Source organism: Raineyella antarctica (genome assembly GCF_900092135.1).
GTDB classification, from domain to species: domain Bacteria; phylum Actinomycetota; class Actinomycetes; order Propionibacteriales; family Propionibacteriaceae; genus Raineyella; species Raineyella antarctica.
In genome coordinates this window covers 253,279-277,882 of record NZ_FMYF01000003.1, presented here as the reverse complement: position 1 = coordinate 277,882, position 24,604 = coordinate 253,279, and the positions used below count along the sequence as shown (strand labels likewise).

21 protein-coding genes are annotated in these 24,604 nt (G+C 69.4%); 12 read left to right on the top strand and 9 right to left on the bottom strand.

Translation table 11 applies throughout. The features are described 5' to 3' along the window. Window positions 1-189 precede the first annotated feature (189 nt). Both GA0111570_RS06120 and GA0111570_RS06115 read left to right on the top strand, forming a co-directional pair. Window positions 190-1,899 carry a sodium:solute symporter family protein gene (locus tag GA0111570_RS06120; RefSeq protein ID WP_092607876.1) on the top strand — a complete coding sequence of 570 codons (1,710 nt, stop codon included), beginning with the start codon at window positions 190-192 and terminating at the stop codon, window positions 1,897-1,899. A gap of 22 nt (window positions 1,900-1,921) precedes the next feature. Next, window positions 1,922-2,272: a hypothetical protein gene (locus GA0111570_RS06115; RefSeq protein ID WP_245703037.1), complete on the top strand. Its 351-nt coding sequence runs from the start codon at window positions 1,922-1,924 to the stop codon at window positions 2,270-2,272. 108 nt (window positions 2,273-2,380) lie between these two features. Here the strand turns inward: GA0111570_RS06115 and GA0111570_RS06110 are convergent, their stop codons facing one another. The 4 genes from GA0111570_RS06110 to GA0111570_RS06095 form a co-directional block, all read right to left on the bottom strand. Further along, window positions 2,381-2,641: a hypothetical protein gene (locus GA0111570_RS06110; RefSeq protein WP_092607873.1), complete on the bottom strand. Its 261-nt coding sequence runs from the start codon at window positions 2,639-2,641 to the stop codon at window positions 2,381-2,383. Window positions 2,642-2,832: 191 nt separating this feature from the next. Further along, window positions 2,833-3,723, bottom strand: coding sequence for a PRD domain-containing protein (locus GA0111570_RS06105; protein ID WP_092607870.1), 891 nt, complete (start codon window positions 3,721-3,723; stop codon window positions 2,833-2,835). 82 nt (window positions 3,724-3,805) lie between these two features. Further along, window positions 3,806-5,227 (bottom strand): glycoside hydrolase family 1 protein, encoded by a 1,422-nt coding sequence (locus GA0111570_RS06100; protein ID WP_092607867.1) that lies wholly within the window; start codon window positions 5,225-5,227, stop codon window positions 3,806-3,808. A gap of 76 nt (window positions 5,228-5,303) precedes the next feature. Further along, window positions 5,304-7,205 carry a beta-glucoside-specific PTS transporter subunit IIABC gene (locus GA0111570_RS06095; RefSeq protein WP_092607864.1) on the bottom strand — a complete coding sequence of 634 codons (1,902 nt, stop codon included), beginning with the start codon at window positions 7,203-7,205 and terminating at the stop codon, window positions 5,304-5,306. Between the two features lie 343 nt (window positions 7,206-7,548). On the opposite strand from GA0111570_RS06095, the gene GA0111570_RS06090 reads away from it, so the two are divergent. The 4 genes from GA0111570_RS06090 (at window position 7,549) to GA0111570_RS06075 (ending at window position 12,646) form a co-directional block, all read left to right on the top strand. After that, on the top strand, window positions 7,549-8,808 hold the full coding sequence (locus GA0111570_RS06090; RefSeq protein WP_092607861.1) for a sugar ABC transporter substrate-binding protein: 1,260 nt from the start codon (window positions 7,549-7,551) through the stop codon (window positions 8,806-8,808). Between the two features lie 75 nt (window positions 8,809-8,883). After that, window positions 8,884-10,488, top strand: coding sequence for an ABC transporter permease subunit (locus GA0111570_RS06085; protein ID WP_092607858.1), 1,605 nt, complete (start codon window positions 8,884-8,886; stop codon window positions 10,486-10,488). A gap of 1 nt (window position 10,489) precedes the next feature. Beyond that, window positions 10,490-11,380 (top strand): sugar ABC transporter permease, encoded by an 891-nt coding sequence (locus tag GA0111570_RS06080; protein ID WP_092607855.1) that lies wholly within the window; start codon window positions 10,490-10,492, stop codon window positions 11,378-11,380. A 45-nt stretch (window positions 11,381-11,425) separates the two neighbouring features. Next, window positions 11,426-12,646, top strand: coding sequence for an ABC transporter ATP-binding protein (locus GA0111570_RS06075; RefSeq protein ID WP_092607852.1), 1,221 nt, complete (start codon window positions 11,426-11,428; stop codon window positions 12,644-12,646). Here the strand turns inward: GA0111570_RS06075 and GA0111570_RS06070 are convergent. Continuing rightward, complete coding sequence (locus tag GA0111570_RS06070) at window positions 12,618-14,183, bottom strand: hypothetical protein (protein ID WP_092607849.1); 1,566 nt, start codon at window positions 14,181-14,183, stop codon at window positions 12,618-12,620. The genes GA0111570_RS06075 and GA0111570_RS06070 overlap by 29 nt on opposite strands. 116 nt (window positions 14,184-14,299) lie before the next feature. Between GA0111570_RS06070 and GA0111570_RS18330 the strand changes: the two genes are divergently transcribed. Together GA0111570_RS18330 and GA0111570_RS06065 are read left to right on the top strand one after the other, a co-directional pair. Further along, a complete protein-coding gene (locus GA0111570_RS18330) occupies window positions 14,300-14,443 on the top strand; it encodes a glycoside hydrolase family 15 protein (protein WP_342689710.1) in 144 nt (47 codons plus the stop codon). 17 nt (window positions 14,444-14,460) lie between these two features. Continuing rightward, window positions 14,461-17,991, top strand: coding sequence for a proline dehydrogenase family protein (locus GA0111570_RS06065; RefSeq protein WP_092607846.1), 3,531 nt, complete (start codon window positions 14,461-14,463; stop codon window positions 17,989-17,991). Window positions 17,992-18,067: 76 nt separating this feature from the next. On the opposite strand, the gene GA0111570_RS06060 is transcribed toward GA0111570_RS06065, so the two are convergent. The 4 genes from GA0111570_RS06060 to GA0111570_RS06045 form a co-directional block, all read right to left on the bottom strand. Continuing rightward, window positions 18,068-19,063 carry an ABC transporter substrate-binding protein gene (locus GA0111570_RS06060; protein ID WP_092607843.1) on the bottom strand — a complete coding sequence of 332 codons (996 nt, stop codon included), beginning with the start codon at window positions 19,061-19,063 and terminating at the stop codon, window positions 18,068-18,070. 98 nt (window positions 19,064-19,161) lie between these two features. Continuing rightward, window positions 19,162-20,055, bottom strand: coding sequence for an ABC transporter ATP-binding protein (locus GA0111570_RS06055; protein WP_092607840.1), 894 nt, complete (start codon window positions 20,053-20,055; stop codon window positions 19,162-19,164). Further along, window positions 20,052-20,894 carry an ABC transporter permease gene (locus tag GA0111570_RS06050; protein WP_092607837.1) on the bottom strand — a complete coding sequence of 281 codons (843 nt, stop codon included), beginning with the start codon at window positions 20,892-20,894 and terminating at the stop codon, window positions 20,052-20,054. Before GA0111570_RS06050 ends, GA0111570_RS06055 begins: the two co-directional genes overlap by 4 nt. Beyond that, window positions 20,894-21,667, bottom strand: a complete 774-nt coding sequence (locus GA0111570_RS06045; RefSeq protein WP_217634039.1) for an ABC transporter permease — start codon at window positions 21,665-21,667, stop codon at window positions 20,894-20,896. The genes GA0111570_RS06050 and GA0111570_RS06045 overlap by 1 nt, the downstream gene beginning before the upstream one ends. A gap of 138 nt (window positions 21,668-21,805) precedes the next feature. Here GA0111570_RS06045 and GA0111570_RS06040 point away from each other — a divergent pair, with 138 nt between their 5' ends. The 4 genes from GA0111570_RS06040 to GA0111570_RS06025 all read left to right on the top strand — a co-directional run bounded on the left by GA0111570_RS06040 (window position 21,806) and on the right by GA0111570_RS06025 (window position 24,601). Continuing rightward, a complete protein-coding gene (locus GA0111570_RS06040) occupies window positions 21,806-22,393 on the top strand; it encodes a PadR family transcriptional regulator (protein ID WP_175557349.1) in 588 nt (195 codons plus the stop codon). Window positions 22,394-22,458: 65 nt separating this feature from the next. Further along, complete coding sequence (locus GA0111570_RS06035; RefSeq protein WP_092607831.1) at window positions 22,459-23,112, top strand: class II aldolase/adducin family protein; 654 nt, start codon at window positions 22,459-22,461, stop codon at window positions 23,110-23,112. A 33-nt stretch (window positions 23,113-23,145) separates the two neighbouring features. Then, complete coding sequence (locus GA0111570_RS06030) at window positions 23,146-24,015, top strand: VOC family protein (RefSeq protein WP_092607828.1); 870 nt, start codon at window positions 23,146-23,148, stop codon at window positions 24,013-24,015. Between the two features lie 19 nt (window positions 24,016-24,034). Continuing rightward, window positions 24,035-24,601, top strand: coding sequence for a PadR family transcriptional regulator (locus tag GA0111570_RS06025; RefSeq protein ID WP_092607825.1), 567 nt, complete (start codon window positions 24,035-24,037; stop codon window positions 24,599-24,601). The last annotated feature ends 3 nt before the right edge of the window (window positions 24,602-24,604 follow it).

Here is a 24,604-nt window from a genome sequence, read left to right as displayed (position 1 = left end):
GTTCCCCGGGCGGCGAGCCCCGCACTTGCCCCAATGGTGACGTAAACATAACGGTCGTGCAAGTCATTGACACCGTGGGGGAGGCTTTGCGAGCATCGTCGAGTAGCGACAATGTTGACGTGAACATCCGCCTTTCGTGGTCCTGCGGATCCGGGTGTGCGTCGCGGGTCTGAGAGGACATCAACGAGGATGGACACGCTCATCCAAGCCCACTTCGTGGATTACGCGATCATCGTGATCTACTTCGTGGCAGTGCTCGGCATCGGCCTGATGGCTAGACAGCAGGCCAACGATGCGATCGGTTTCTTCCTGTCCGGCCGTTCCCTCCCCGCGTGGGTGACCGGTCTGGCCTTCATCTCGGCGAACCTCGGTGCCGTCGAGATCATGGGAATGTCGGCGAACGGCGCCCAGCTGGGCATGCCGACCGTCCACTACTTCTGGATCGGCGCCATTCCGGCCATGCTGTTCCTGGGCGTCGTGATGATGCCCTTCTACTACGGTTCCAAGGTCCGGTCGGTCCCCGAGTTCATGCGCAAGCGGTTCGGGACGGGTGCGCACCTGGTCAACTCGATCTCCTTCGCGCTGGCCCAGCTGCTCATCGCCGGCATCAACCTCTACCTGCTGGGCTCCATCATCCACGCGCTGCTGGGCTGGTCGCAGATCGTGACGCTGATCGTGGCCGCCGCCATCGTGCTGACGTACATCACGCTGGGCGGCCTGTCCGCGGCGATCTACAACGAGGTGCTGCAGTTCTTCGTGATCGTGGCGTCGCTGCTGCCGCTGTCCCTGATCGGCCTGCACAAGGTCGGCGGATGGAAGGGGCTGCAGGAGAAGATCACGGTCGCGGCTACGAACGCCCCTGCGAGCGCCAAGGTCCCGCCGGCGGCCGAACAGCTGCACTCCTGGCCCGGTCAGGCGCTGTCCGGCTTCCATGACCCGGTGCTGTCGGTGATCGGCATCGTCTTCGGCCTGGGCTTCGTGCTCTCCTTCGGCTACTGGACCACCAACTTCGTCGAGGTCCAGCGGGCCATGGCCTCGGAGTCGATGACCGCCGCCCGCAGCACGCCGATCATCGGCGCCTTCCCGAAGATGTTCGTGCCGTTCCTCACCATCCTGCCCGGCATGCTCGCCGCGGTGCTGGTGAACGAGATCGCCCAGACCAAACTGGGGGTGGCCGTGCCCGGCGGAGCCTCGGGAACCGGCGTCAAGTACAACGACTCCCTGCTGTACCTGATGCGTGACCTCCTCCCGAACGGCCTGCTGGGCCTGGCCATCGCCGGCCTACTGGCCGCCTTCATGGCAGGCATGGCCGCGAACGTCTCGGCGTTCAACACCGTGTTCTCGGTGGACATCTGGCAGACGTACGTCCAGAAGGAGCGCAAGGACCACTACTACGTCGGCGTCGGCCGCATCGCGACCGTGGTCGCCGTGGTCATCGCGATCTTCACCGCCCTGATCGCCAGCCAGTTCTCGAACATCATGGACTACCTGCAGACGTTGTTCGGGTTCTTCAACGCGCCGTTGTTCGCCACCTTCATCCTCGGCATGTTCTGGAAGAGGATGACGCCGACCGCCGCTTGGATCGGTCTGGTCATGGGAACCGCGACGGCCGTCTTCGTCTGGTTGCTCTCCCAGAACGGCGTCTTCACCCTCTCGGGGCAGGGCACGGCTTTCGTGGCGGCCTCGGCAGGCTTCGTGATGGACATCGTGATCAGTTTCCTGGTCTCGCTGGTGACGAAACCCAGACCGGCCGAGGAACTGGTGGGCTTCGTCTACTCCGAGACGCCCAAGTCGCACTTCCATGATCCGAAGCTGAAGGACATGCCGGTGATGACCCGGCCCCTTCCGCTCGCCGGGCTGGCGCTGGCCATGGTCATCGTGCTGAACATCGTCTTCTGAGATCGCTTACTGAGGAGCAACCATGGCAAACAAGCCCAGTGCAGACAGGCCGCGTGAGAATGCCCGCGGTGACAACGCTCGACGTGAAGACGCGCCGCAGGAGAACGCAAACCGCAAGCGCACCGCCGGACTGTTCGACATCCGCAACATGATCGCCCTGCTGATCGGGATCTACGGGCTGATCCTGGTATTCATGGGTTTCTGGGGCGACCCCGCGCTCGACAGGACCGGCGGCGTCAACGCCAACCTGTGGGCGGGCATCGCCCTTGTCGTCATCGCCGCCGTGATGGCGACCTGGGCCAAGCTGCGTCCCACGTTGGTCCCGGAGGGCGCGGCCGCCGAGGCCGGGACCGAGGAGTTCGGTCACCCCTGAGCCAGGGATCTGCCCTGGGTAGGGACGTGACGTGCCAGTGGGTCGCCGGCGTCGTGACCGATCAGCTGTGGTCGGCCACGACGCCGGCGATCAGGCGTGAGGGGGCGCTCAGGCGCGACTGGCGATGATGAACGCCGCGGCGACGCCGATCACGACGCCGATCACGACCGCTGCCGGGATCGCGGCGGCGACGCCGACCGCGGCCAGGACGACGGAGGCTCCGATCGACACGCCCAGGGCCAGTTCGACGGTGGTTCCCGCGAAGCGACGCCGGTCGGCGGCGGTGGAGCCGGTGGCGTGGGGATCGGTGGCGTGGGGATCGGTGGAAGGGCGGGTGCTGTGCTGCTGCTCGACGACCTGTACGGGCATTCTTCCTACTTCCTGCTCCGCCGGGTGGGGGCCCGGTGGCAAGCGTGCCTCGGGGGAGCGGGTCAGGGTTACCGAGCACCCGGCGGCACTGCACGGCGGCTACCCATCACCTCAGGCAGTTCCCAGTTCACCACACCGGTCAGGGGTCTCCCTGACCGGTGCCGGGGAAAAGGTCGATACTCATGCGGTCCTCACAGCATCGGACCGCCAGTAGGAACATCCACCCCCGTATCGGAGGTTGCCGGGTCGGGCTCGGCGGACAGCCGGGCCACGTGCATGGCCAGGTAGACGATCTCGTTGTCGGTGATCGCGTCACCCAGCCTGAGCTCCAGTACGGCGGCGAGCTTCAGCGCGCAGCTGTACGCCTGGGGATAGGCCTCCTGGATAGCCGCGACCAGGATGTCGTGCCCCTCGGACAGCTGCTCGCCCTTGCGCATCCGGATGAAGAAGTAGCGCAGGTGCGTGATGAACCGGGCCGCACTGACCGAGTCCCGGTCGAACGGGCGGCCGTACGCCTGCTCCACCACCTCGAACAGCTGGCGGAACAGGCCGGTCATCCGATAGGTCTCGGACAGGTCGCCGGAGGCGAAGCCGGCGTTGACCAGGTGCAGCGTGATCGCCACGGCCTCGTCCTGGGGGATCGGCTCGTCCAGGCGACTGTTGACGTACGCCACGATCTTCGTCGCGGCGGCCAGCTCGCGCGGGTAGAGGTGGGAGACCTCCGAACGCAGCGGGTACTCCATCCCGATCCCGGAGTGCGCCCGCTTGATCGCGAAGCTCAGGTGGTCGGCCAGCGCGACCACCACGTGCGAGGGCAGGGTCGTGCTGAGCTCCCGGCGGGCGATGTCCAGGGCCTCGTCGGCCAGGGTGATGTGCTCGGGCGGGATGTCGGCGATCAGCGCGCCGAAGTTGTCCGGGTCCCGGCCATCGGTGGGCATGAACGTACGCGCCACCTTCGACTCGTCTATCGGGTCGCCGGGGCGGCCCTGGAACCCCAGGCCGCGGCCGGTCAGGATGACCTCCTGGCCGGCCGCGTTGCGGGACAGCACCACGTTGTTGTTGAAGACACGGAGGATCTCCACGTCGGTCTCTCTTCCGTGGCGGTCGGGCGACGTCCTCGGCACCCTACCGCCGCCAGTCCTGGTCAGGACCGGGTGGGTGTGATCAACTCGGGTCGGTCAGGGTGGCGCCGTTGCTGGCGATCAGCTCGCGGTACCAGTCGAAGGACTTCTTGCGGTACCGATCCAGCGTACCGGTGCCGTCGTCGTTCCTGTCGACGTAGATGAAGCCGTAGCGCTTGCTCAGCTGGGCGGTGGAGGCGCTGACCAGGTCGATGCATCCCCAGGTGGTGTAGCCGAGCAGGTCGACCCCGTCCCCGATCGCCTCGCGGGCCGCGACCAGGTGGTCGTTCAGGTAGTCGATCCGGTAGTCGTCCTGCACCGTCTTCTCGCCGTCGACCTCGACCAGTTGGTCCTTGGCCCCCAGGCCGTTCTCGACGATGAACAGCGGCTTCTGCCAGCGCTCCCAGTAGTCGTTGAGCAGGATCCGCAGGCCGGTGGGGTCGATCTGCCAGCCCCACTCGGAGGCCTCGAGGGTGGGGTTCGGCACGCCGCCCAGGAGGTTGCCCTCGCCCTTTGTCTTCTTGGCGGGGTCGGCGGTCTCGCAGATGCTCATGTAGTAGCTGAACGAGACGAAGTCGACGGTGTTCTTCAGTACTTCGCGGTCCTCGTCGGTGATGTCCAGCTCGATGCCCTTCTCCCGCAGCGTACGCAGGAAGTAGCCCGGGTACTCCCCGCGGCAGTGCACGTCGCCGAAGGCGTAGTTCGCGTGCTCGGCCTGCTTCGCGGCCAGCACGTCGGCCGGATCCGGGGTGAGCGGGTAGGTCGGCATGGCGATCAGCATGCAGCCGATCCTGGCCTCCGGCGCCAGCTCGCGCGCCAGCTTCGTGGCCGCGGCCGACGCCACCAGCTCGTGGTGGATGGCCTGGTACAGGTCCTGCTCGCTGAGCTCCTCCTTGGGGGTCCAGATGCCGCCCGACATCAGGGGCGCGTGCAGGATCGAGTTGATCTCGTTGAAGGTCAGCCAGTACTTCACCCGGGACCCGTAGCGCTCGAACAGGGCCCGGCAGTAGTTCTGGTAGAAGCCGACCAGCTCCCGGGACTTCCAGCCGTCGTACTTCTTGGCCAGGTGCAGCGGGGTCTCGTAGTGGCTGATCGTGACCAGCGGCTCGATGCCGTGCTTCTCCAGCTCGTCGAGCACCCGGTCGTAGAACGCCAGGCCCGCCTCGTTCGGCTTCTCCTCGTCACCGCAGGGGAAGATCCGGCTCCAGGCGATGGAGAAGCGGAAGGTCTTGAACCCCATCTCGGCGAACAGGGCGATGTCCTCGGCGTAGCGGTCGTAGAAGTCGATCGCCTCCAGCTTGAGGTTGTCGGCGGTCGGCTGCTCGGTGGGCGGGGCGACGATGCCGCGTGGCATCACGTCCTGGATCGACAGGCCCTTGCCGTCCCGGTCGTACGCCCCCTCGAGCTGGTTGGCCGCAGTGGCTCCGCCCCAGAGGAATCCCTCGGGAAAGGTGGTGCTGCTCATCTCGTCTCCTTCGCTTCTTGGCTTCTTGGATGGGCCCCGCCCCGGGATCGCCGGGGCGGGGCCTGGTTCTTGGCGGTCAGGCGTTGGTGAGGACGCCCTGGGACAGGTGCACGGTCATGGCCGGGTCACCGAGGGCGAGCGTGCCGTGGGTGGCGGGGTCGATCTGGCCGAGGTCGGCCGAGTTCGTGACCAGGGTGATCACCGTCGGGTCGAAGCCGGCCCGCTCGACGGCTGCCAGGTCGACGGTGCCGAGCAGGTCGCCGCGCTCCACGTGCTGGCCGCGGACGACGGCGGAGGTGAAGCCTTCGCCCTTCATCTGCACGGTGTCGATCCCGATGTGGACCAGGACCTCGACGCCCTCGTCGGTCTTCAGGCCGAACGCATGGCCGGTCTTCATCGCGACCACGACGGTGCCACTGACCGGCGAGACGATGCGGCCGTCGCTGGGGACGATGCCCAGACCCTTGCCCATCGCGCCGGAGGCGAAGACCTTGTCCTTGACCCCTTCGAGCGGGACCGCCGTGCCGGCGACCGGGGTGCTGAGGGTGATCACGTGCGGGGCGAGGGAGAGACCGGGGATGTCCTGCGGGATCTCGGTGGTGTCGATGGACTCGGCCTCGACGTCGGCCTGCTCACGGGGGCCGAAGAACAGGGTCAGCAGGAAGGCGATGGCGATGGCGACGCCGGTGCCGATCAGCTGGAGGGTGAAGTTGCCGATACTCATGTAGGCGGGCAGGCCCAGCAGGGACGGGAAGACGAAGGCGTTGGCAGCGCTGCCACCGGCCGCAGCGATCGCGCCACCGACGGCGCCACCGGCGATACCGAAGTAGAAGGGCTTCTTCAGCGGCAGGTTGACACCGTAGATCGCGGGCTCGGTGACGCCGGCCAGGAATCCGGACAGGGTAGAGGCGGCGGCGACCTCGCGGCGCTTCGCGCTGCGGGTCGTGATGGCCACGGCGAGGGTGGCGGCGGCCTGGGCGAGTACGGCGGCGACGAGCGGCCCGGACAGCAGCGAGTAGCCCTGGTTGGTCAGGTCATTGATCATGATCGGGACGAAGCCCCAGTGCAGGCCGAAGAGTACGAAGACCTGCCAGAAGCCACCCATGATGGCGCCGGCCAGCCAGGGGGCGAAGCCGAAGATCGCGTTGACGCCGGAGGAGATGCCCTGGGCGGCGAAGGTGGTCACCGGGCCGACGGTCATCAGGACGACCGGGACCATCACGAGGAGGACCAGCAGCGGGGTGGTGAAGTTGCGGATCGCGTCGGGGAGGACCTTGTTCAGGCCACGCTCCAGGTAGCTCTGCAGCCAGACGGCCACGATGATCGGGATGACCGAGCTGGTGTAGCTCATCATCACCACCGGCATGCCGAAGAAGGTGACCGGGCCGGTCGCAGCGCCGAGCGCCACGATCGCGGGGTACACCAGGGCGGCTGCGATGGCCATCGAGGTGAACATGTTGGTCTTGAACCGCTTCGAGGCGGTCACCGCCAGGAACAGCGGCAGGAAGTAGAACAGGCCGTCGGCGGCGGCGTTGAGGATCGTGTAGGTGGTGCCCTCGGCGTTGAGCCAGGAGAAGTTCGTGGCCAGCGCGAGGAAGGCCTTGAACAGGCCGGCGCCGGCCAGGGTCCACAGCACCGGCAGGAAGATTGCGCTGATCAGGGAGATGAACTGGTTGAGGATGTTGCCCTTGGGGCCGGTGTCCTCGGGGGCGGCGTCGCCGGTGAGCTTGCTGATCAGGCCGAGTTCGGCGTACACCTTGGGGACATTGTTGCCGATCACGACCTGGAACTGGCCGCCGGCGCGCATCACGGTGATGACACCGGGAAGTTTCTCCACCGCGGCCTTGTCGGCCTTCGACTCGTCCTTCAGCTTCAGTCGAAGGCGGGTGGCGCAGTGCGTGGCCGAGGCGACGTTGCTCTCGCCACCCACCTTGTCCAAGATGTCGCGAGCGAGTGTCGCGTAGTTGACGGTTCCCATCTGAGTCCTCCTTGACCCGCTCCCGGACAACAAAAAAAGACCTGAGTCGCACATGAGTGCGTCTCAGGTCTTGCCTCCGCGGAGTAACAATCCTGTGGAACACAGGTTTCGTTCCGTGGGGAGAACGCTAGCACGTACGGATCGGGGTATGCAAGAGGGGTTCTCGAGCCGACTCGGGAACCCGGGATCCACGTCGGTGCTGCCTGTCAACCAGGAAGGCAATTTGGCATCCAGTTGCCGACCCGGCGGGTGTCGCGGCCCCGCCCTGCCCCTGTCTGATGCTTGGCTGAAGCCATACGTGTATCGGTCGATGTGTCGGCCGAGCAACAGGGGAAGGAATTCAATGAAGAAGATCCATGTCCTCGTGGGCCTGGCCGTCGGTTCGATGGTCTTGTCCGCCTGCGGTACCGGAGGGGGGGGCAACACCGCCGCCTCGCCCACGACCGCGGCATCGACGGCGGCCGTGCCCTCGGGCGGGAAGCTGCTGATCTGGGCCGACGAGAAGAAGGCCGAAGCGGTCAAGCCCGTCGCCGAGCAGTTCGGCAAGGAAAACGGCGTGACCATCGAGGTCCAGGCCGTCACCAAGGACCTCCAGTCGCAGTTCGTCACCGCCTCCCAGGCCGGCAACGCGCCGGACGTCCTGATCGGCGCCCACGACTGGATCGGCAACCTCGCCCAGAACGGCGCCATCGACCCGGTCCAGCTCAGCAACACCAGCGCCTTCGACCCGAGCACCATCAAGGCGGTGACCTACAACGGCCAGGTGTACGGCACCCCGTACAGCCGCGAGAACCTCGTCCTGTTCCGCAACACGGCCCTCGCCCCGAACGCCCCGACGTCCGTCGAGGACATGGTCAGCAACGGCAAGTCGCTGAAGTCCTCCGGCAAGACCACCGAGATCATGGCCCAGCAGGTCGGCCAGAACGGCGACGTCTACCACATGCAGCCGCTGCTGACCGCCGGCGGCGGTGGCATCTTCGCCACCGACGCGCAGGGCCAGGCGGACCCGAAGAAGGTCATCATCGACTCGCCCGAGAGCATTGCGGCGATGACCAAGATCCAGAAGCTCGGCGAGAAGGGTGACGGCGCGCTCAAGCGCTCGATCGACGACAAGAACGCGATCAGCACCTTCACCTCCGGCAAGACGGCCTACCTCGTCTCCGGCCCGTGGGCCATCGCCGACATCAAGAAGGCGGGCATCAAGTACGACATCTCCGCGATCCCGACCTTCCAGGGCGGCAAGCCGGCCCAGCCGTTCATCGGCGTGAACGCCTTCTACGTCGCCAGCAAGGGCAAGAACAAGGTGGTGGCGAACGAGTTCGTCAGCAACTACGCCTCGACCGACGCGGTCCAGACAGCCATGTTCAACGGTGAGCCCCGCCCGCCGGCCCAGACCGCAGTGCTCACCAAGGTCTCGGCCACCGATCCCGACATCCAGAAGATCCTGGACGCGGGCAAGGACGGCGCCCCGATGCCGTCGATCCCGGAGATGGGCAAGGTGTTCGACCCGGTCGGCAAGGCCCAGGCCAACATCGTCGGCGGTGCCGACGTCGCTTCGACCCTGAAGTCCGCCGCCGACGCCGTACGCCAGGCCATCGGCTGATCCACCCGGTGCGTACGGTGCGGGCGACCCCACGGTCGACCGCACCGTACGTTCCTCCTTGTGCGAGGAGTTCACGTGCCTGACCGTCCGACCACCCCGGCCACCCCGGAACGCAGGAAGCCCGTCCTGCAGCGCGAGGGCTGGGGCATCACCGGCACCAATCCGCTGGCGCTGCTGGCCAAGATCATCGGGCTCGGCCTGGTGCTGGCGATCGCCGTCGCGCTGGCCGGACCCCTGCTAGCGGACGGCCGCTGGGTGCTGTTCGGGGTGCTGGTCGCCTCGACCCTGCTGGTCCTCGCCGTCTACGTCCAGCCCTACCGGATCCCGCCCAAGTACCTGCTGCCGGGCCTGGCCTTCCTGCTGGTCTTCCAGGTCGTCCCGGTGCTGCTCACCATCACGACCGCCTTCACCAACTTCGGCGACGGGCATCGCGGCCCCAAGGAGGACGCGATCGTCTCGATCGAGTCGAGCAGCGTCCAGCGCACCGCCGACAGCATCGACTACGTGCTGACCGTGGCGGCCAAGGGCCCCACCCCGGACGGCAAGCTCGTCTTCCTGCTCACCGACCCGGCCACCCGCCAGGTCCAGATCGGCACCGCCGACGGGCTCACCCCCGCCCCGGACGCGCAGGTCGGGACCACCGGCAAGGTCACCGAACTGCCCGGCTACACCGTCCTGGACATCGGCCAGGCCAGTGCCCGGGCCAAGGACATCGAGAACCTCTCGGTACCGACCGCCCGCGGCGCCATTCGCGCCTCCGGCGTGTCGCGGGCGTACGAGGGGAGCAAGACCCGCTCGTACGCCCCGCAGTGCGACTGCATCACCGACAAGGCCACCGGCCAGACCTGGACGGCCGATCCCAAGACCGGCTACTTCGTGTCCAGCACCGGTGACCGGCTGCCGCAGGGCTGGCGGGTGAACGTCGGACTGGGCAACTTCCAGCGCCTCTTCGCCGACCCGGTGCTCGGCAAGCACTTCACCGGCATGATCATCTGGAACTTCGTCTTCGCCCTGGCGGTGGTCTTCGGGACCTTCGCCGTCGGCCTGCTGATCGCGCTGGCCCTCAACAACCCCCTCGTACGCGGGCTGAAGTTCTACCGCGTGCTGATCGTGCTGCCGTACGCCATGCCGTCGTTCGCGATGCTGCTGGTCTGGCGCGACATGTTCAACCAGGACTTCGGCCTGGTCAACCAGTTGTTGGGGACAGACCTGAACTGGTTCGGTGATGCCACCCTGGCCAAGCTGGCGGTGATCACCATCCAGTTCTGGCTGGGCTACCCGTACATGTTCCTGGTCACCACCGGTGCGCTGCAGTCCATCCCCAGCGACCTGACCGAGGCCGCCGCCGTGGACGGGGCGTCCCGCTGGCTGGCGTTCCGTACGGTCACCCTGCCACTGCTGCTGGTCTCGACGGCGCCGTTGCTGATCGCGAGCTTCTCGTTCAACTTCAACAACTACAACGCGATCGGCCTGACCACCGAGGGCGGGCCGTTCCCGCCGGACAGTCCCACGGCCGGCGGCACCGACCTGCTGATCAGCTACACCTACCGGCTCGCGTTCGGCGCGGGCGGTGCCCAGTACGGCTTCGCCGCCGCGGTCTCGCTGGTGATCTTCCTGATCGTCGCGACCGTGTCGGTGATCGGCTTCCGGCGCACCGCCGTCCTCGAGGAGATCAACTGACATGGCTGACACCACCACGACCCCGGTCGTCCTCGGCAGCGCACAGGGCTCCTGGTTCGCCCGCGTCGGCTGGCGCCACCTGGTGGCGATCGCGGCGGTCCTGTTCTCGCTGTTCCCGATCGTCTTCGTCGTCTCGGCGGCGTTCAACCCGCTCGGCACCCTCTCCTCGACCTCGCTGGTGCCCACCCGCCTGTCGACGGAGAACTTCTCCAACCTGCTGACCCGCACCGAGTTCCGCAGCTGGTTCCTCAACTCCGTGGTGATCGCGGTGGTCTCGGCCTTCGCCGCGGTGTTCCTGTCGGCGCTGGCGGCGTACGCGTTCAGCCGCTACCGCTTCAAGGGACGCCGGCCCGGGCTGATGTTCCTGCTGCTGGTGCAGATGTTCCCGCAGTTCCTGGCGATCGTGACGATCTACATCATGTTCACCACGATCACCGAGCTCTACCCCCGGATCGGCTTCAACACCTACTGGGGCCTGATCCTGCTGTACATGGGCGGTGCGCTAGGCGCCAACACCTGGCTGATGAAGGGCTTCTTCGACACCATCCCGAAGGACCTGGACGAGTCGGCCAAGGTCGACGGGGCCACCCACACCCAGGTCTTCTTCGGGGTGATCCTGCCGCTGGTCACGCCGATCCTCGCCGTCACCGGGCTGCTCAGCTTCATCCAGACCATCAACGAGTTCCTGATGGCCAACGTCTTCCTGACCGCCCAGGACGCCAAGACCCTGGCGGTCGGCCTCTTCGGGCTGGTCCAGGGCGACCGGGCGAACACCAACTTCGGCATGTTCGCCGCCGGCACCCTGCTCACGGCCATCCCCACGGTGGTCCTCTTCTACACCCTGCAGCGCTACATCGTCGGCGGCCTGACCGCCGGGGCGGTGAAGGGCTGATGGTTACCGTTCCGTCCGTCGTCCCGAAAGGTTCGTGAGGCCTCCATGGCTGGTGTGGTGTTCGACAAGGTCAACAAGGTCTACGACAACGGCTTCCATGCCGTGCACGACCTCGATCTGGAGGTGCAGGACGGTGAGTTCATGGTGCTCGTCGGCCCCTCGGGCTGCGGCAAGTCCACCGCGCTGCGGATGGTCGCCGGCCTGGAGGACATCTCCTCGGGCCGGCTCCTGATCGGGGACAAGGTGGTGAACACCGTCCCGAGCAAGGACCGCGACATCGCGATGGTCTTCCAGAGCTACGCGCTGTACCCGCACATGAGCGTGCGGGACAACATCGGCTACGGGCTGCGGCTGCGCAAGACCCCGAAGGACGAGATCACCCGGCTGGTGGATGCGGCCGCGGCCAAGCTGGACCTCACCGACTACCTCGACCGGCGGCCCAAGCAACTCTCCGGTGGCCAGCGCCAGCGGGTCGCCATGGGACGGGCCATCGTCCGTCGCCCGCAGGTGTTCCTGATGGACGAGCCGCTGTCCAACCTGGACGCCAAGCTGCGCGGCCAGATGCGCACCGAGATCGCCGCCCTGCAGCTCGAGCTCGGCGTCACCACCATCTACGTCACCCACGACCAGGTCGAGGCGATGACGATGGGGGACCGGATCGCCCTGATGAAGGACGGCCTGCTGCAGCAGGTCTCCGAACCGCAGGAGATGTACGAGAACCCGGCCAACATCTTCGTGGCCGGCTTCATCGGCTCCCCGCCGATGAACATGGCCCTGGCCCGGCTGGTCCGCGACGGCGACGGGCTGGTGGTCGACTTCGGCTCCCAGCGGGTCGCGGTGGACCCGGCCCGGGTGGCCGAGCTGGGCGAGCTGGAGAACTGGGTCGACCGCGAGGTGGTGGTCGGCGTACGCCACGAGGACATGGAGGACGCGGCCCTGGAGCGGCTGGACGACGGCCGCCAGGTGTCCGCCACCGTCCGGCTCGTGGAGGCACTCGGCAGCGAACTGCAGGTGCACTTCACCTTCGACGCCAAGGCCGCCGAGACCGAGCACACCCGCGCCCTGGCCGCGGAGAACCAGGACGAGGCGAGCGCGTCGGCGACGCTGCTGGGCCACGAGGGCGTGCGCTGGATCGCGTCGTTCTCCCCCCGCAGCAAGGTGCGGGTCGGGGACCGGATCGCGGTACACATCGACAGCGCGCGGATGCACTTCTTCGACCCGCAGACCTCTGCGGCGATCAGGAGCCGGGTCCCGGCCGGCGCGTAGCCGTACGCCGGGTCCGGGAGGACCGGCCGCCGGCCTGGTGCACCCACCGACCAGCGGCCAGCGGGGCCAGGGCGATGAGGACCGGGACGAAGGCCGCGCCCCAGTGCGCGCCGTCCGCTGCCGGGCCGACCAGCGTGAGGAAGCCCAGGGGCAGCAGCACCGCCAGCGGCAGGGACCGGCCCAGGGCGGGCGGCAGGGTCAGCAGGGCGCCGAACAGCGCCAGAGCGACGACCGCGGACGAGACGACCGCGGGCGCCGGCGTGCTGTCCCAGCCGAACTGCATGGCGGCGAGCAGCCGGTCCACGCCGCCGTGCAGCCAGCGGGACATCGTCGCCCCCGGCCCGCCGGTCGCGGGCGCCATCAGCCAGGCCGAGCCGACCAGCAGGACCGGTCCGGCGACGGCCACCACCGGCTCCCACCAGGTGCGCCGCCGCTGGTGGTGCGGCGTGCCGAGCCACCACCTGGCCAGCCAGACCGGGACCAGCAGCACCATGAACTCCCGGCCGGCCACGGCCATCAGCAGCAGCACCAAGCCGGCGATCCGCCACTGCCGGACCAGGCACATCAGCGCCGCGACGGCGAAGAAGGCCGCCCAGACCTCGGTCAGGGTGAACGCCAGCGAACCGTCGGCCCACCAGAACGAGTCCAGGTACGCCACCAGGGCGATCGGCGCGACCAGTGCCGGGCCGGGGGTGGTGACCGCGGTAGCGAGCAGGTAGGCACACACCGCGGCGGCGAGGCCGAAGACGACGAACCAGACCAGCAGCGCGTACGGCGTCGAGCCGGGCAGCAGCTTCCACAGGTGGAACAGGAAGGGTTCGCGGAAGTCGAACGGGGTCGGCATCGACGTCGCCTGCGCCGTGGCGTCCGTCCCGGGGGACCAGGGGTGCCGCGCAGCCAGGTCGAACGGGTCCGGCATCGAGGACGCCTCCACCCCGTCGAGGCCGATGATCGCCTTCCGGTACGCGGGATAGAAGAACTGGCCATCCTTCATCAGGTCGACGATCCGCAGGTACACCTCACCCGCCGCGGTGTAGTGCTCCGGGACCGGTGGAGCGGCGAGCGCGGCGTGGCGCGCGGCGGCCGCCGGTCCGCGCGGTGCGACCACCCCGGACAGGAACAGCCCGTAGCCGAGAACCCCGGCCACGGCCACCGCCTGCGTGGCCCGGCTGCCGTACCGCTCCATCGCCACCGCGGCCACGGACGCCGTCAGCGGCGCGAGCAGGACCGCGAGCAGGGCGACCGATCCGGGCAGCACGCCGACCCTGGCCAGCGCCTCGGTGCCGAGGCCGCCCGCGAGCACGGCGGCGGTGACCCGCAGCCAGTCGTTGCCTCCCCGCCAGGTGAGCCCCACCACCAGCCCGGCGAACACCGGCCGGGCCACGTCGGTCACCGACAGCACGGTCGGATCCGGGGCCGCCGGCAGGACGAAGAAGGTGAACGTGCCGAGCAGGACGGCGGTCAGGAAGGGGCCGAGACCCGCTTGCGAACTCGTTCGCCGGCCTCCCACCCGACGGGTGGTGGTGCGCGTGCTCATGCCCTGATCACAGCAAACGAGTCTGGCACAGTGGCCTGACAGGATCGCGTTCCGACCCGGTCCCCTGTTGTCTTCGGCCCGGGAGGGGCACGATGGGCACATGACGCACGGGCGGGCTGCTGTCGGAGGAGTACGACGCGAGCCGGGGCCGGCTGGCCGGCAACTACCCACAGGCGTTCAGCCACCTCGGCCTGATCATGGCGGCCGACGCGATCACCCGATCCCGCGGCCGCACCGGCCACGGGTGTGACGAGCGGTAACGACCAGGAGGCCCACCATGGCAGCGGCGGACAGCATCGACCAGCCCACCGACGACGGGCTCCGGCAGGCACTGGAGGCGGCCGTCCCGACCGCCGAGCGCTGGTGGCGGGCCGCGGAGGGCCGGCCCCGGGGCCGGTCGGCAGACCTGCTGGCCCGGATCGCCGCGGACCCGGCAGGGGTTGCCTTCCTGCTCGGCTTCGTCGACGGCGTCGTACGCCCCGAGGACGCCCGGACCGCCGCCCGCGAGTTGCACCGGCTGGCCCGTACGACCCCTGCCCTGCCCGCCGGGCTGGGCCCACTGGTCCGCGCCGGCGGACTGCTGGCCCCGGCGGCCCCCGAGGTGGTGGTCCCGATCGCGCGCCGGGTGCTGCGGCGGCTGGTCGGCGACCTGGTCCTTGACGCCGACGACGACCGGTTGGGCGCCGGGCTGGCCCGGCTGTCCCGGGACGGCGTCCGGCTGAACGTGAACCTGCTCGGCGAAGCCGTGCTGGGGGATGCCGAGGCGGCCCGCCGGCTCGAGCACGTGCACCGCCTGGTGCTCCGCCCCGACGTCGACTACGTCTCGCTGAAGGTGTCGGCCGTGCTCGGGCCGCACAACCCCTGGGGCTTCGACGAGGCGGTCGAGCGTGCCGTCGGCCTGCTCGAACCCCTCTACCGGTCCGCCGCCACCCAGCCCGAACCGGTCTTCATCAACCTGGACATGGAGGAGTACCACGACCTCCACCTCACCCTGGCCGTCTTTCGCCGGCTCCTGGACCTGCCGGGACTGCAGGGGCTGGCCGCCGGGGTGGTGCTGCAGGCCTACCTGCCGGACGCGCTGCCGCGGATGCAGGAGCTGTCCGCCTGGGCCCGGGACCGCGTCGACCGGGGCGGTGCCCCGATCCGGCTCCGGCTGGTCAAGGGCGCCAACCTGGCGATGGAGACCGTCGACGCCCTGCTGCACGACTGGCCGCCGGCGACCACCGACTCCAAGGAGGCCACCGACGCGAACTACCTGCGGCTGCTCGACCACGCGCTCACCCCGGAGAACACCCGCGCGATACGTCTCGGCGTGGCCGGCCACAACCTGTTCACCCTGGCCGCAGCCTGGGAGCTGGCCGGGCTGCGCGGCGTACGGGACCGGGTCGAGGTGGAGATGCTGGCCGGGATGGCGCCGGCCCAGGCCGAGGTGGTGCGCGCCGAGGTCGGTGGCCTGCGGTTGTACGTCCCGGTCGTCCGGCCCAGCGAGTTCGACGTGGCGATCGCCTACCTGGTCCGCCGGCTGGAGGAGAACTCCTCGGCCGACAACTTCCTGGCCTCGCTGGTCGACCCGTCGCCCGAGGCCGGCCTGGCCCGGGAGCGCTCCCGCTTCGAGGCGGCGGCCGGCCGGCTGCTCGCCGAGCAGGCCGGCACCGGTACGCCCGACGCGGTCGGGCCACGCCGCACCCAGGACCGTACCCAGGGACGACACGTCGCCGTCCCCGCGCCGCGTACCGCCGTCGGCCACGTGGTCCCCGCCCCGGACACCGACACCGCCCTGCCGGCGAACCTGGCCTGGGGCCGGGCGATCCTGTCCCGGGTGCCGACCAGCAGGCTGGGGCTGGGCGCGGTCGAGGCCGCCCGGGTCGCCGACCCGCAGGCACTCGAGGAGGTACTGGCCCGGACCGCCGCGGCCGGCGCCGCCTGGCACGCCCGGCCCCGCGCCGAGCGGGCCGCGATCGTGCACCGGATCGGCGCCCAGCTCGAGGCCTCCCGGGCCGACCTGCTGGAGGTGGCGGCCGCGGAGTGCGGCAAGACCCTCGACCAGTCCGACCCGGAGGTCTCCGAGGCCGTCGACTTCGCCCGCTACTACGCCGCCCGGTCCCTCGAGCTGGACGGGCTGGTCGGCGGGACCTTCCGGCCGGTCGACCTGACAGTGGTCACCCCGCCGTGGAACTTTCCGCTGTCCATCCCGCTGGGCGGGGTGGCCGCGGCGCTGGCGGCCGGTTCGGCGGTCATCTTCAAGCCCGCCACCGCCGCCCGTCGGTGCGGTGCCCTGCTGGCCGAGGCCTGTTGGCGGGCCGGCGTCCCCCGCGACGTGCTCGCCCTGGTGGTCCCCGACGACCCCGAGCTGGGACGCCGGCTCGTCTCCGACCCGCGGGTCGGCCGGGTGGTGCTGACCGGGTCCGCCGACACCGCCGAGCTGTTCCGCAGCTGGCGACCCGACCTGCCGCTGATGGCCGAGACCTCCGGGAAGAACGCGATAGTGGTCACGCCGTCCGCTGACCGCGACCTGGCCGTCCGGGACGTCGTCACCTCGGCGTTCGGCCACGCCGGGCAGAAGTGCTCGGCCGCCTCGCTGGTGATCCTCGTCGGCGCCGCCGGCCGCTCCACCCGGCTGCGCGACCAACTCATCGACGCCACGCGCTCCCTGACCGTGGGCCCGCCCACCGACCCGTCCAGCCAGGTCGGCCCGCTGACCACGGCCCTGGGCGACAAGCTGCGGCGCGGCCTGACCACCCTCGAACCCGGCCAGGAATGGGTGCTCCGGCCCCGCGCCCTCGATCCCGACGGCCGGCTGTGGACCCCGGGCATCCGCTCCGGCGTCGTCGCCGGCAGTGAGTTCCACCTGGTCGAGTACTTCGGGCCGGTGCTCGGCGTGGTCACCGTCCCCGACCTTGTCACCGCCGTCGAGGTGCAGAACGGCACCGACTACGGCCTGACCGCCGGCCTGCACAGCCTGGACCCGGACGAGATCGCCTACTGGCTGGCGCGCGTCCACGCCGGCAACGCGTACGTCAACCGTGGCATCACCGGCGCGATCGTCGGCCGCCAGCCCTTCGGCGGCTGGAAGCGCTCCTCGGTCGGCACCGGCAACAAGGCCGGTGGCCCGAACTACCTGTTCGGCTTCGGTGAGGTCGTCCCGGCCGCCGTCGACCAGTTGGTGCCCGAGCCGTCCGCACCGATCCTGCGACGGGTACTCGAGGTGGGGCGTACGGTCCTGTCAGCGGAGGAGTCCGTCCGGCTCGAGGTCGCCGTGGGGCTGGACCAGGAGGCCCTCGACGAGGAGTTCGGCATCGGTCACGACCCGGCCGGACTCGGCGTGGAGCGCAACGTGCTGCGCTACCTCCCGGCGCCGGTGCTGATCCGGCTCGGGGAGGGGCGGCCGGTGTCCTCGTTGGTCCGTGAACTGTCCGCTGCGCTGGCGCTGTATCCAGAGGACGACCCGGAGGCCCGCCGGACGCCCGGCCTGGGCCATCGGGTGTCGACGGCGGTGCAGCTGCCCCAGGCGCTCGAGGCGTTCCTGCACGAACGCGGCATCCCGGTGCTGGTCGAGTCGGACGCCGACTTCCTGGCCCGGGCCCGGCACGTCGGCCACCGCCGCGACGGGCGGGTCCGGCTGCTCGGCGGCGACCCGACGGCCCTGGCCGAGGCGCTGGATGGCTCGATCGACGTCGCCGTGTACGCCGGGCCGGTGGTCGAGGCCGGTCGGGTGGCGCTGCTGCCGTACGTCCATGAACAGGCGGTGAGCATCACCGCACATCGGTACGGGCATCCGGTCGACCTGCCGGAGCGGGTCGGGCTGTGACCCCGGGAACGGGGCGGGCCCCGACCGCGTACAGCGGTCGGGGCCCGTCCGTGCCAGGTGGTTCAGGCGATGACGATCACTTGGCCGGCGGTGCGTAGACCATCTTCGACAGGTCGACCGGCTTCTGGAGCGCGCCCTCGTCGACCATCACGGTGTTCCACAGCTGGAGCCCCTCGACCGTCGGGTAGCCCTCGTGCCAGGTCGGCAGCTGCATCTTGTTGGCGACCTCGGCGGTCGTCTTGGAGTAGGTCGGCACGACCGCGCGGACGCTGTTGGGGTCCTTGGCCAGTTCGGCGTTGGCGCGCTCCAGGGCCCGGGCGAACGCGGCGGTGGTGTTCGGGTTCTTCTTGACGAAGTCGGCGGTCATCGCCACCCCGGCCAACGGGATGGTCGCCGTACGGCCGGAGAAGTTGGAGAACAGCTTCTTGTTGCCGGCCGCCAGCAGGTTGCTCTGGAACGGCTCGACCGCCCAGACCGCATCGACGGTGCCGCGCTCCAGCGCGCCCGCCATGTCGGGGAACGGCAGCTCCATGAAGTTGACCTGGGCCGGATCGACGCCGTTCTCGCGCAGGACGCTCTTGATGGTCAGGTCGCCGGTGTTGTTCAGCGTGTTGACCGCCAGCTTCTTGCCGGCCAGGTCCTTGATCGAGGTGATCCCGGACTTCGGGTTGACGAAGACACCGGCGAAGTTCTCCGAGCCGGAGACGCCCAGGCCGACGATCCGCATCTCGGTCGCGTTCTGCTGGGCCAGCAGGAAGGACGGGTAGGTGCCGAAGACGCCCTGCAGCTCGCCGGCGACCATCGCCGGGACCGCTGCGGCACCGCCCTGGGCGGCCCGCGGGGTGACGGTCAGGCCCTCGTCGGTGAAGTAGCCCTTGTTCACGGCGATGATCAGCGCGCCCTGGTCGGCGACCGGGGTGAAGCCGATGGTGAGGGCAGTGGTCTCGGGCTTGCCGTCGCCGGCGGGCGCCGCCGCCTTGTCGGAGCTGTTGCCACAGGCAGCGATCGTCACGGTCATGGCCGCTGCGGCCACGGCGGCGCCGATGCGGCGAAGGGTGAAGCGAGGAGACATCGTCGTCTTCCTTTCGGTTGGAGCATTTCTGGTGGGTGCTGCTGGTGTTGCTGGTGGGTGGTGCTGGTGGTGCTGGGGTCCTTCAGGCGGTTCGGTCGTCAGGCGGAGCGTCGCTCGGCCAGCAGCTCGTGGCCGGCCGGGGCGTTGCGGATCATCCGGGCGACCTCGCCACGGATCTGGATGAAGACCGGGTCCTCCTTGGTCGTGATCTGGTCGCGGTGGCGGCCCAGCGGCACGTCGAGGATGGTCTGCACGACGGTGGAGGGCTTGGACAGCACCACCACGCGGTCGGCGAGGTAGACGCTCTCGTCGATGTCGTGGGTGACGAAGAGCATCGTCATGTCGAACTGCTCGCGCACCTTGAGGACCAGGTCCTCCAGGTCCTCCCGGGTCTGGGCATCGATGGAGGCGAACGGCTCGTCCATCAGCATGATCTTCGGCCGGTACGCGAGGGCGCGGGCGATCGCGACGCGCTGCTGCATGCCGCCGGAGAGCTGGCCGGGGTACTTCTTCTCGTTCCCGGCCAGGCCGACGGCCTCCAGCGACTCGCTGACCCGCCGCTGCTCCTCGGCCTTGTCGAGCCCGAGGTGCTGGAGCGGGAAGCGTACGTTGCTCTCGACCGTGAGCCAGGGGAACAGCGACCCCCGGTAGTCCTGGAAGACCATCGCCAGGCCCTCCGGCACGTCGGTGATTCGCTGGTCCAGGAAGCGCAGGTCGCCTCCGGTGGGCGGCATCAGGCCGGCCATCGTCCGCAGCAGGGTGGTCTTGCCGCAGCCCGAGGGGCCCACGATCGAGACGAACTCGCCCTGCTTGACGTCGAAGGTGATGTCGGCCAGCGCCATGTGGGCGCCCGGGCCGGTGCCGTACGTGTGGGTCAGGTGGTCGATGTCGAGCAGGGTCATCGCAGGGCCTTCGGGTCGCGGGGTGGGCGGTGTGGGGTCGGTGCCGGGCCGCTCGGCGGCGGGCCCCCGGTGCGAGAGCTGGACGGTCATGAGGTCTCCCGTCCCGACTCGCGCTGCCAGGCGAGGATGCGGCGCTCGACCAGGGTCAGGATCAGGTTGAACAGGTAGCCCAGGATCGCCAGCAGCAGGATGCCGGCCCACATGTTCGTGATCGCGAAGCTGCGCTGGGCCTGCACCAACTGGTGGCCGATCCCGCTGGAGGAGGCGATCATCTCCGAGATCACCATCAGGATCAGGGCGAGCGAGAGGCTGGTACGCACACCGGCGAGGATCTTCGGACCCGCGGAGGGCAGGATCACCTCGAAGAGGCGACGGGCCGGGCTGATCCGGAACACCCGGCTGGTCTCGATGGTCAGTGGCCGGACGCCGCGGACGCCCTCGATCGTGTTCAGCAGGATCGGCCAGACCGAGCCGAAGGCGATCAGCGCGATCCGCATCTGGTCGGTGGTGCCCAGCAGGATCAGGAAGACCGGGAACAGCGTCGGCGGCGGCACCGCCCGCATGAATTGCAGGATCCAGTCCAGGAAGCCCTCGAGCCGGCGGCTCAGCGCGATCGCGGTCCCGAGCGCGACGCCGGCCACGATGGCCAGGCCGAAGCCGGTCAGTGCCCGGGCGATACTGGGCAGCACGTCTAGGCGCATGCTCCTGGTCAGGAGGCCGTCCGGGCCGGGCAGCCAGAGCACGGCGGCCTTCTGCACGATCTTCACCGGGGTGGGGAAGAAGGGGTTGTCCATCAGCATCGTCGAGACCTGCCAGACGACGAGGATGCCGACCAGGACGATCCAGCGGGTCGCGATCGACAGCCCGCGGCGGACCGCGTGCGGCTGGGTACCGGGGGTGACCGGGGCGGTCGTGGTGTTGACGCTCATCAGTTCTGTTCCTTGCGCCAGGCGAAGATGACGGATTCCACGCCCCGCAGGGCGGCGTTCACCAGGACGCCGAGGACTCCGGCGACCAGCGTTCCGGCGAAGACCTGCGAGGTGGAGCCGCCGCCGGCCTGGACCTGGAGGATGAAGGAGCCGATGCCCGAGGCGGTGCCGGCCAGCAGTTCGGCGCTGACCGTGACGATCAGGGCGATCGCGGCCGAGATCCGGATGCCGGTGAACGCGAACGGTGCGGCATGCGGCAGGAAGACCTTGGTCAGCGTCTGCCACCAGGTGAGCCGGAACGTCTTCGCGGTCTCGCGGGTGACCGGGTCGAGTTCGCGGGCGCCGTACAGGGTGTTGAGCATGATCGGCCACAGCGCGGCGTACGTCACCAGCATGAACTTCATCGTGGTGCCGGTGCCGAACATCAGGATCGCCAGCGGCACCAGGGCCACCGCCGGGATCGGCCGGAGGAACTCGATCAGCGCGCTGCTGGCCTCGTACGCCCACCGGGAGGAGCCGAGCACCAGCCCTGCCGTGACGCCGATCAGCGAGGCCAGGGACAGGCCGATCGCCCAGCCGAACAGCGTCGAGGCGACGTCGCCGAGGAAGGCGGGGGAGCCGAGCAGGGTGGCGAGGTCGGCGAGCACCTGGGAAGGCGGCGGCAGCAGGGTCGGTGCAATCACCCCGATCCGGCTCAGCAGCTCCAGGACGGCGACCAGGGCGAGGACGCCGATCGCGCCCTGGAGGGCCCTGCCGGTCGTGGGGGAGGTCATGGATGCCTCCCGAACCTGAGTGATCTCTTCGCTGTGACCATGGTCACATCCTGTTGGGGCGGCTAGGGTATGTCAAGACTTACAGGTCACAGTCGTATCAATAGGGCCTATCACCCAGAACTGACGAAGGGGCGATTCATGTCGCTGCGCTATGCCATCCTCGGCGTGCTGGACGCCCAGCCGATGACGGGCTACGAACTCGGGTCCTTCTTCGAGACCAGTGCCAACTGGGTGTGGAGTGCCAAGCTGAGCCAGATCTACCCGCTGCTGAACGCGATGGCGGACGAGGGTGTGGTGTTCAGTGAGGACGAGGTGCACGGGCGTCGCCACTCGACCCGGTACACCATCACCGAGGCGGGCCGGGCCGAACTGCGCGAATGGGTCGGCTCCGTGCACCGCCTGCCGCCGGCCCGTGACCCGATGCTGCTTCAGGCGCTGTTCATGGACGTCCTCGACAACCATGCGGTCGACGGCGTGCTGGACGAGTATGTCTCGGCCATGAGGGACCGGATCGCCGACCTGCGCGAGCACCAGCGCTCCCTGATCGAGGGCGAGACCGAGTTGATCCGGGAGCGGATGAAGGCCCGGCCGATGGAGGAGCACGACCGGATGCAGATGATGAAGTCGGTGGTCTTCAGCGGGATGATCCGGCACTGCGAGGTGTCGATCTCCTGGGCCGAGGACCTGCGGGTGGCAGCCCGGCTGACCGGCGGATGGCAGGAGTGACGGCCAACACCTGCTAACTATGTAGCTCTTGACATAACTGAACAGCCCTGCCTACGCTCCTCGACATGGACGTACGCCCTGCTCTGGCCACCGCCGCCCACGCCCTCGCCGCCGAGGGCCTGGTCACCGCCTTCGGGCACGTGTCGGTCCGCCTCGACGCCGGCCGGGTGGCGATCACCCCGGCGGTTCCGCTCGGCTCGGTGCGCCCCGACGACGACTTCCCGGTCGTCCCGCTGGACGCCACCGAACTGCCCGCCGGGATCCCCAAGGAGGCCTGGATCCACCTTGCCATCCTGCGGGCCCGACCCGAGGTCGACGCCGTCTGCCGGGCCCAGCCGGAGACGGTCACCGCGATCACCGCGGCCGGGGTCCCGATCCGCCCGCTGCACGGGCAGGGCAGCTTCGTCGGCGACGTCGTCCCGGTCTTCACCGACCCCCGTCTGGTCCGCGATCCCGAGCGCGCCGGCCGCCTCGCCGCAACGCTCGGCCGCGCCGATGCGCTGGTGATGCGCGGCAACGGGGCCATCACCACCGGCGCCACGCCGGGCGAGGCGGTGGCCCGGATGTGGGTGCTCGAGGCCTCCGCCCGGCTCAACGCCGTCGCGGCCTCCGCCGGCACCCCCGAACCCCTCTCGATCGAGGAGCAGGAGGCCTGGCGTACGACCAGCACCGAGCTCCTCGGCCGGATCTGGTCCCACCTCAGTGCCCAGCACGGCTGACCCACGCCCCTCCCACCCGACCAGGAGCACGTCATGATCAACCTCATCGACCTCGCCTACGTCCGCGTCGGCACTGCCGACATGCGCGCCCAGCTCGACTTCGCCCAGGACATCGTCGGCCTCGAACTCGTCCGGCACGAGGGCGACACGGCGATGTTCCGCGCCGACAACCGCCACCACTGCCTGGCCTTCGTCGAGGGCGACCATGTCGGCTCGCTGGCCAGCGCCTTCGTCCTCGCCGGGCCGGCCGAGCTGGAGGCCGCCGCCGCCCAGCTGCAGGCCGACGGCGTCGAGGTCACCCGCGGCACCCCCGAGGAGGCCCGGGCCCGCCGCGTCCAGGACTTCATCTCCTTCCTCTCCCCGGGCGACAACCGGATCGAGCTGGTGATCGGCCAGGTGCACGTCGAGGCCCGGCCGGTGCGCTGGGCCCGGCCCGCCGGCATCACCGAGTTCGGCCACCTCGGGATCGAGGCGCCGGACGTGATGGAGGCGCACGACTTCTGGACCCGGCACTTCAACATCAAGGTCTCCGACTGGATCGGCGAGAACGCCGTCCTGACCCGGATCGACCCGGTGCACCACAAGCTGGCCATCTTCAAGGACAGCACCGGACTGGGGCACGTGAACTTCCAGGTCGGCTCGATCGACGACGTGATGCGCAGCTGGCGCTTCCTGGAGGCCAACGGCGTGCACATCACGATGGGGCCGGGCCGGCACCCGCAGTCCACCGCGATCTTCCTCTACTTCAAGGGTCCCGAGGACATGACCTGGGAGTACTCCTACGGCGTACGGCTGATCCCCGACGACGGCACCTGGGTCCCGCGCCACTTCGACACCGCCGAGCCGGACTTCATCGACATGTGGCGGGGTGCCGTCCCCGCGGCCCGGCGCCAGGACCGCTGAACCTTCCTAGGATGGCTGCATGTCGCTGAAGCATGCCGTCCTGGGTGTCCTCGAGGCCACCCCGATGACCGGCTACGACCTGAAGCGGTTCTTCGACGCGTCGATGGGGTGGCTCTGGTCGGCCAAGCACAGCCAGATCTACCCGCTACTGGCCACCCTGGAGTCCGAGGGCCTGGTCGACGCCGAGGAGGGCATCCGCGGGGAGGCGCAGCGACGCGTGGTCTACCGCCTGACCGCTGCTGGGCGTGCCGAGCTGGAGTCCTGGATCGCGACCGTGCACCCGCTGCCGGGGGAGCGTGACCCGTTCCTGCTGCAGGCGGTCTTCTTCGACATGATCGACGACGACCAGGTCCGTACGGTGCTGGTCGCCTACCGCGACGAGCAGTTCGAGCTGTACCGGGACGCCGAGGCGCACAGCCTGGCGCTGGCCGCGGGGGAGACCCCGCTGATCCGCGAGCGGCTGCGGGTCCGCCCGGAGCAGGCGGACCGGATCCGGGCCATGAAGGCCCGGGCGTTCCGGGCCCGGGCCGACGTGGCGAAGGTCCGCTGGCAGTGGGCCGAGGACTACCTGGCCGACCTGGGCTAGCGA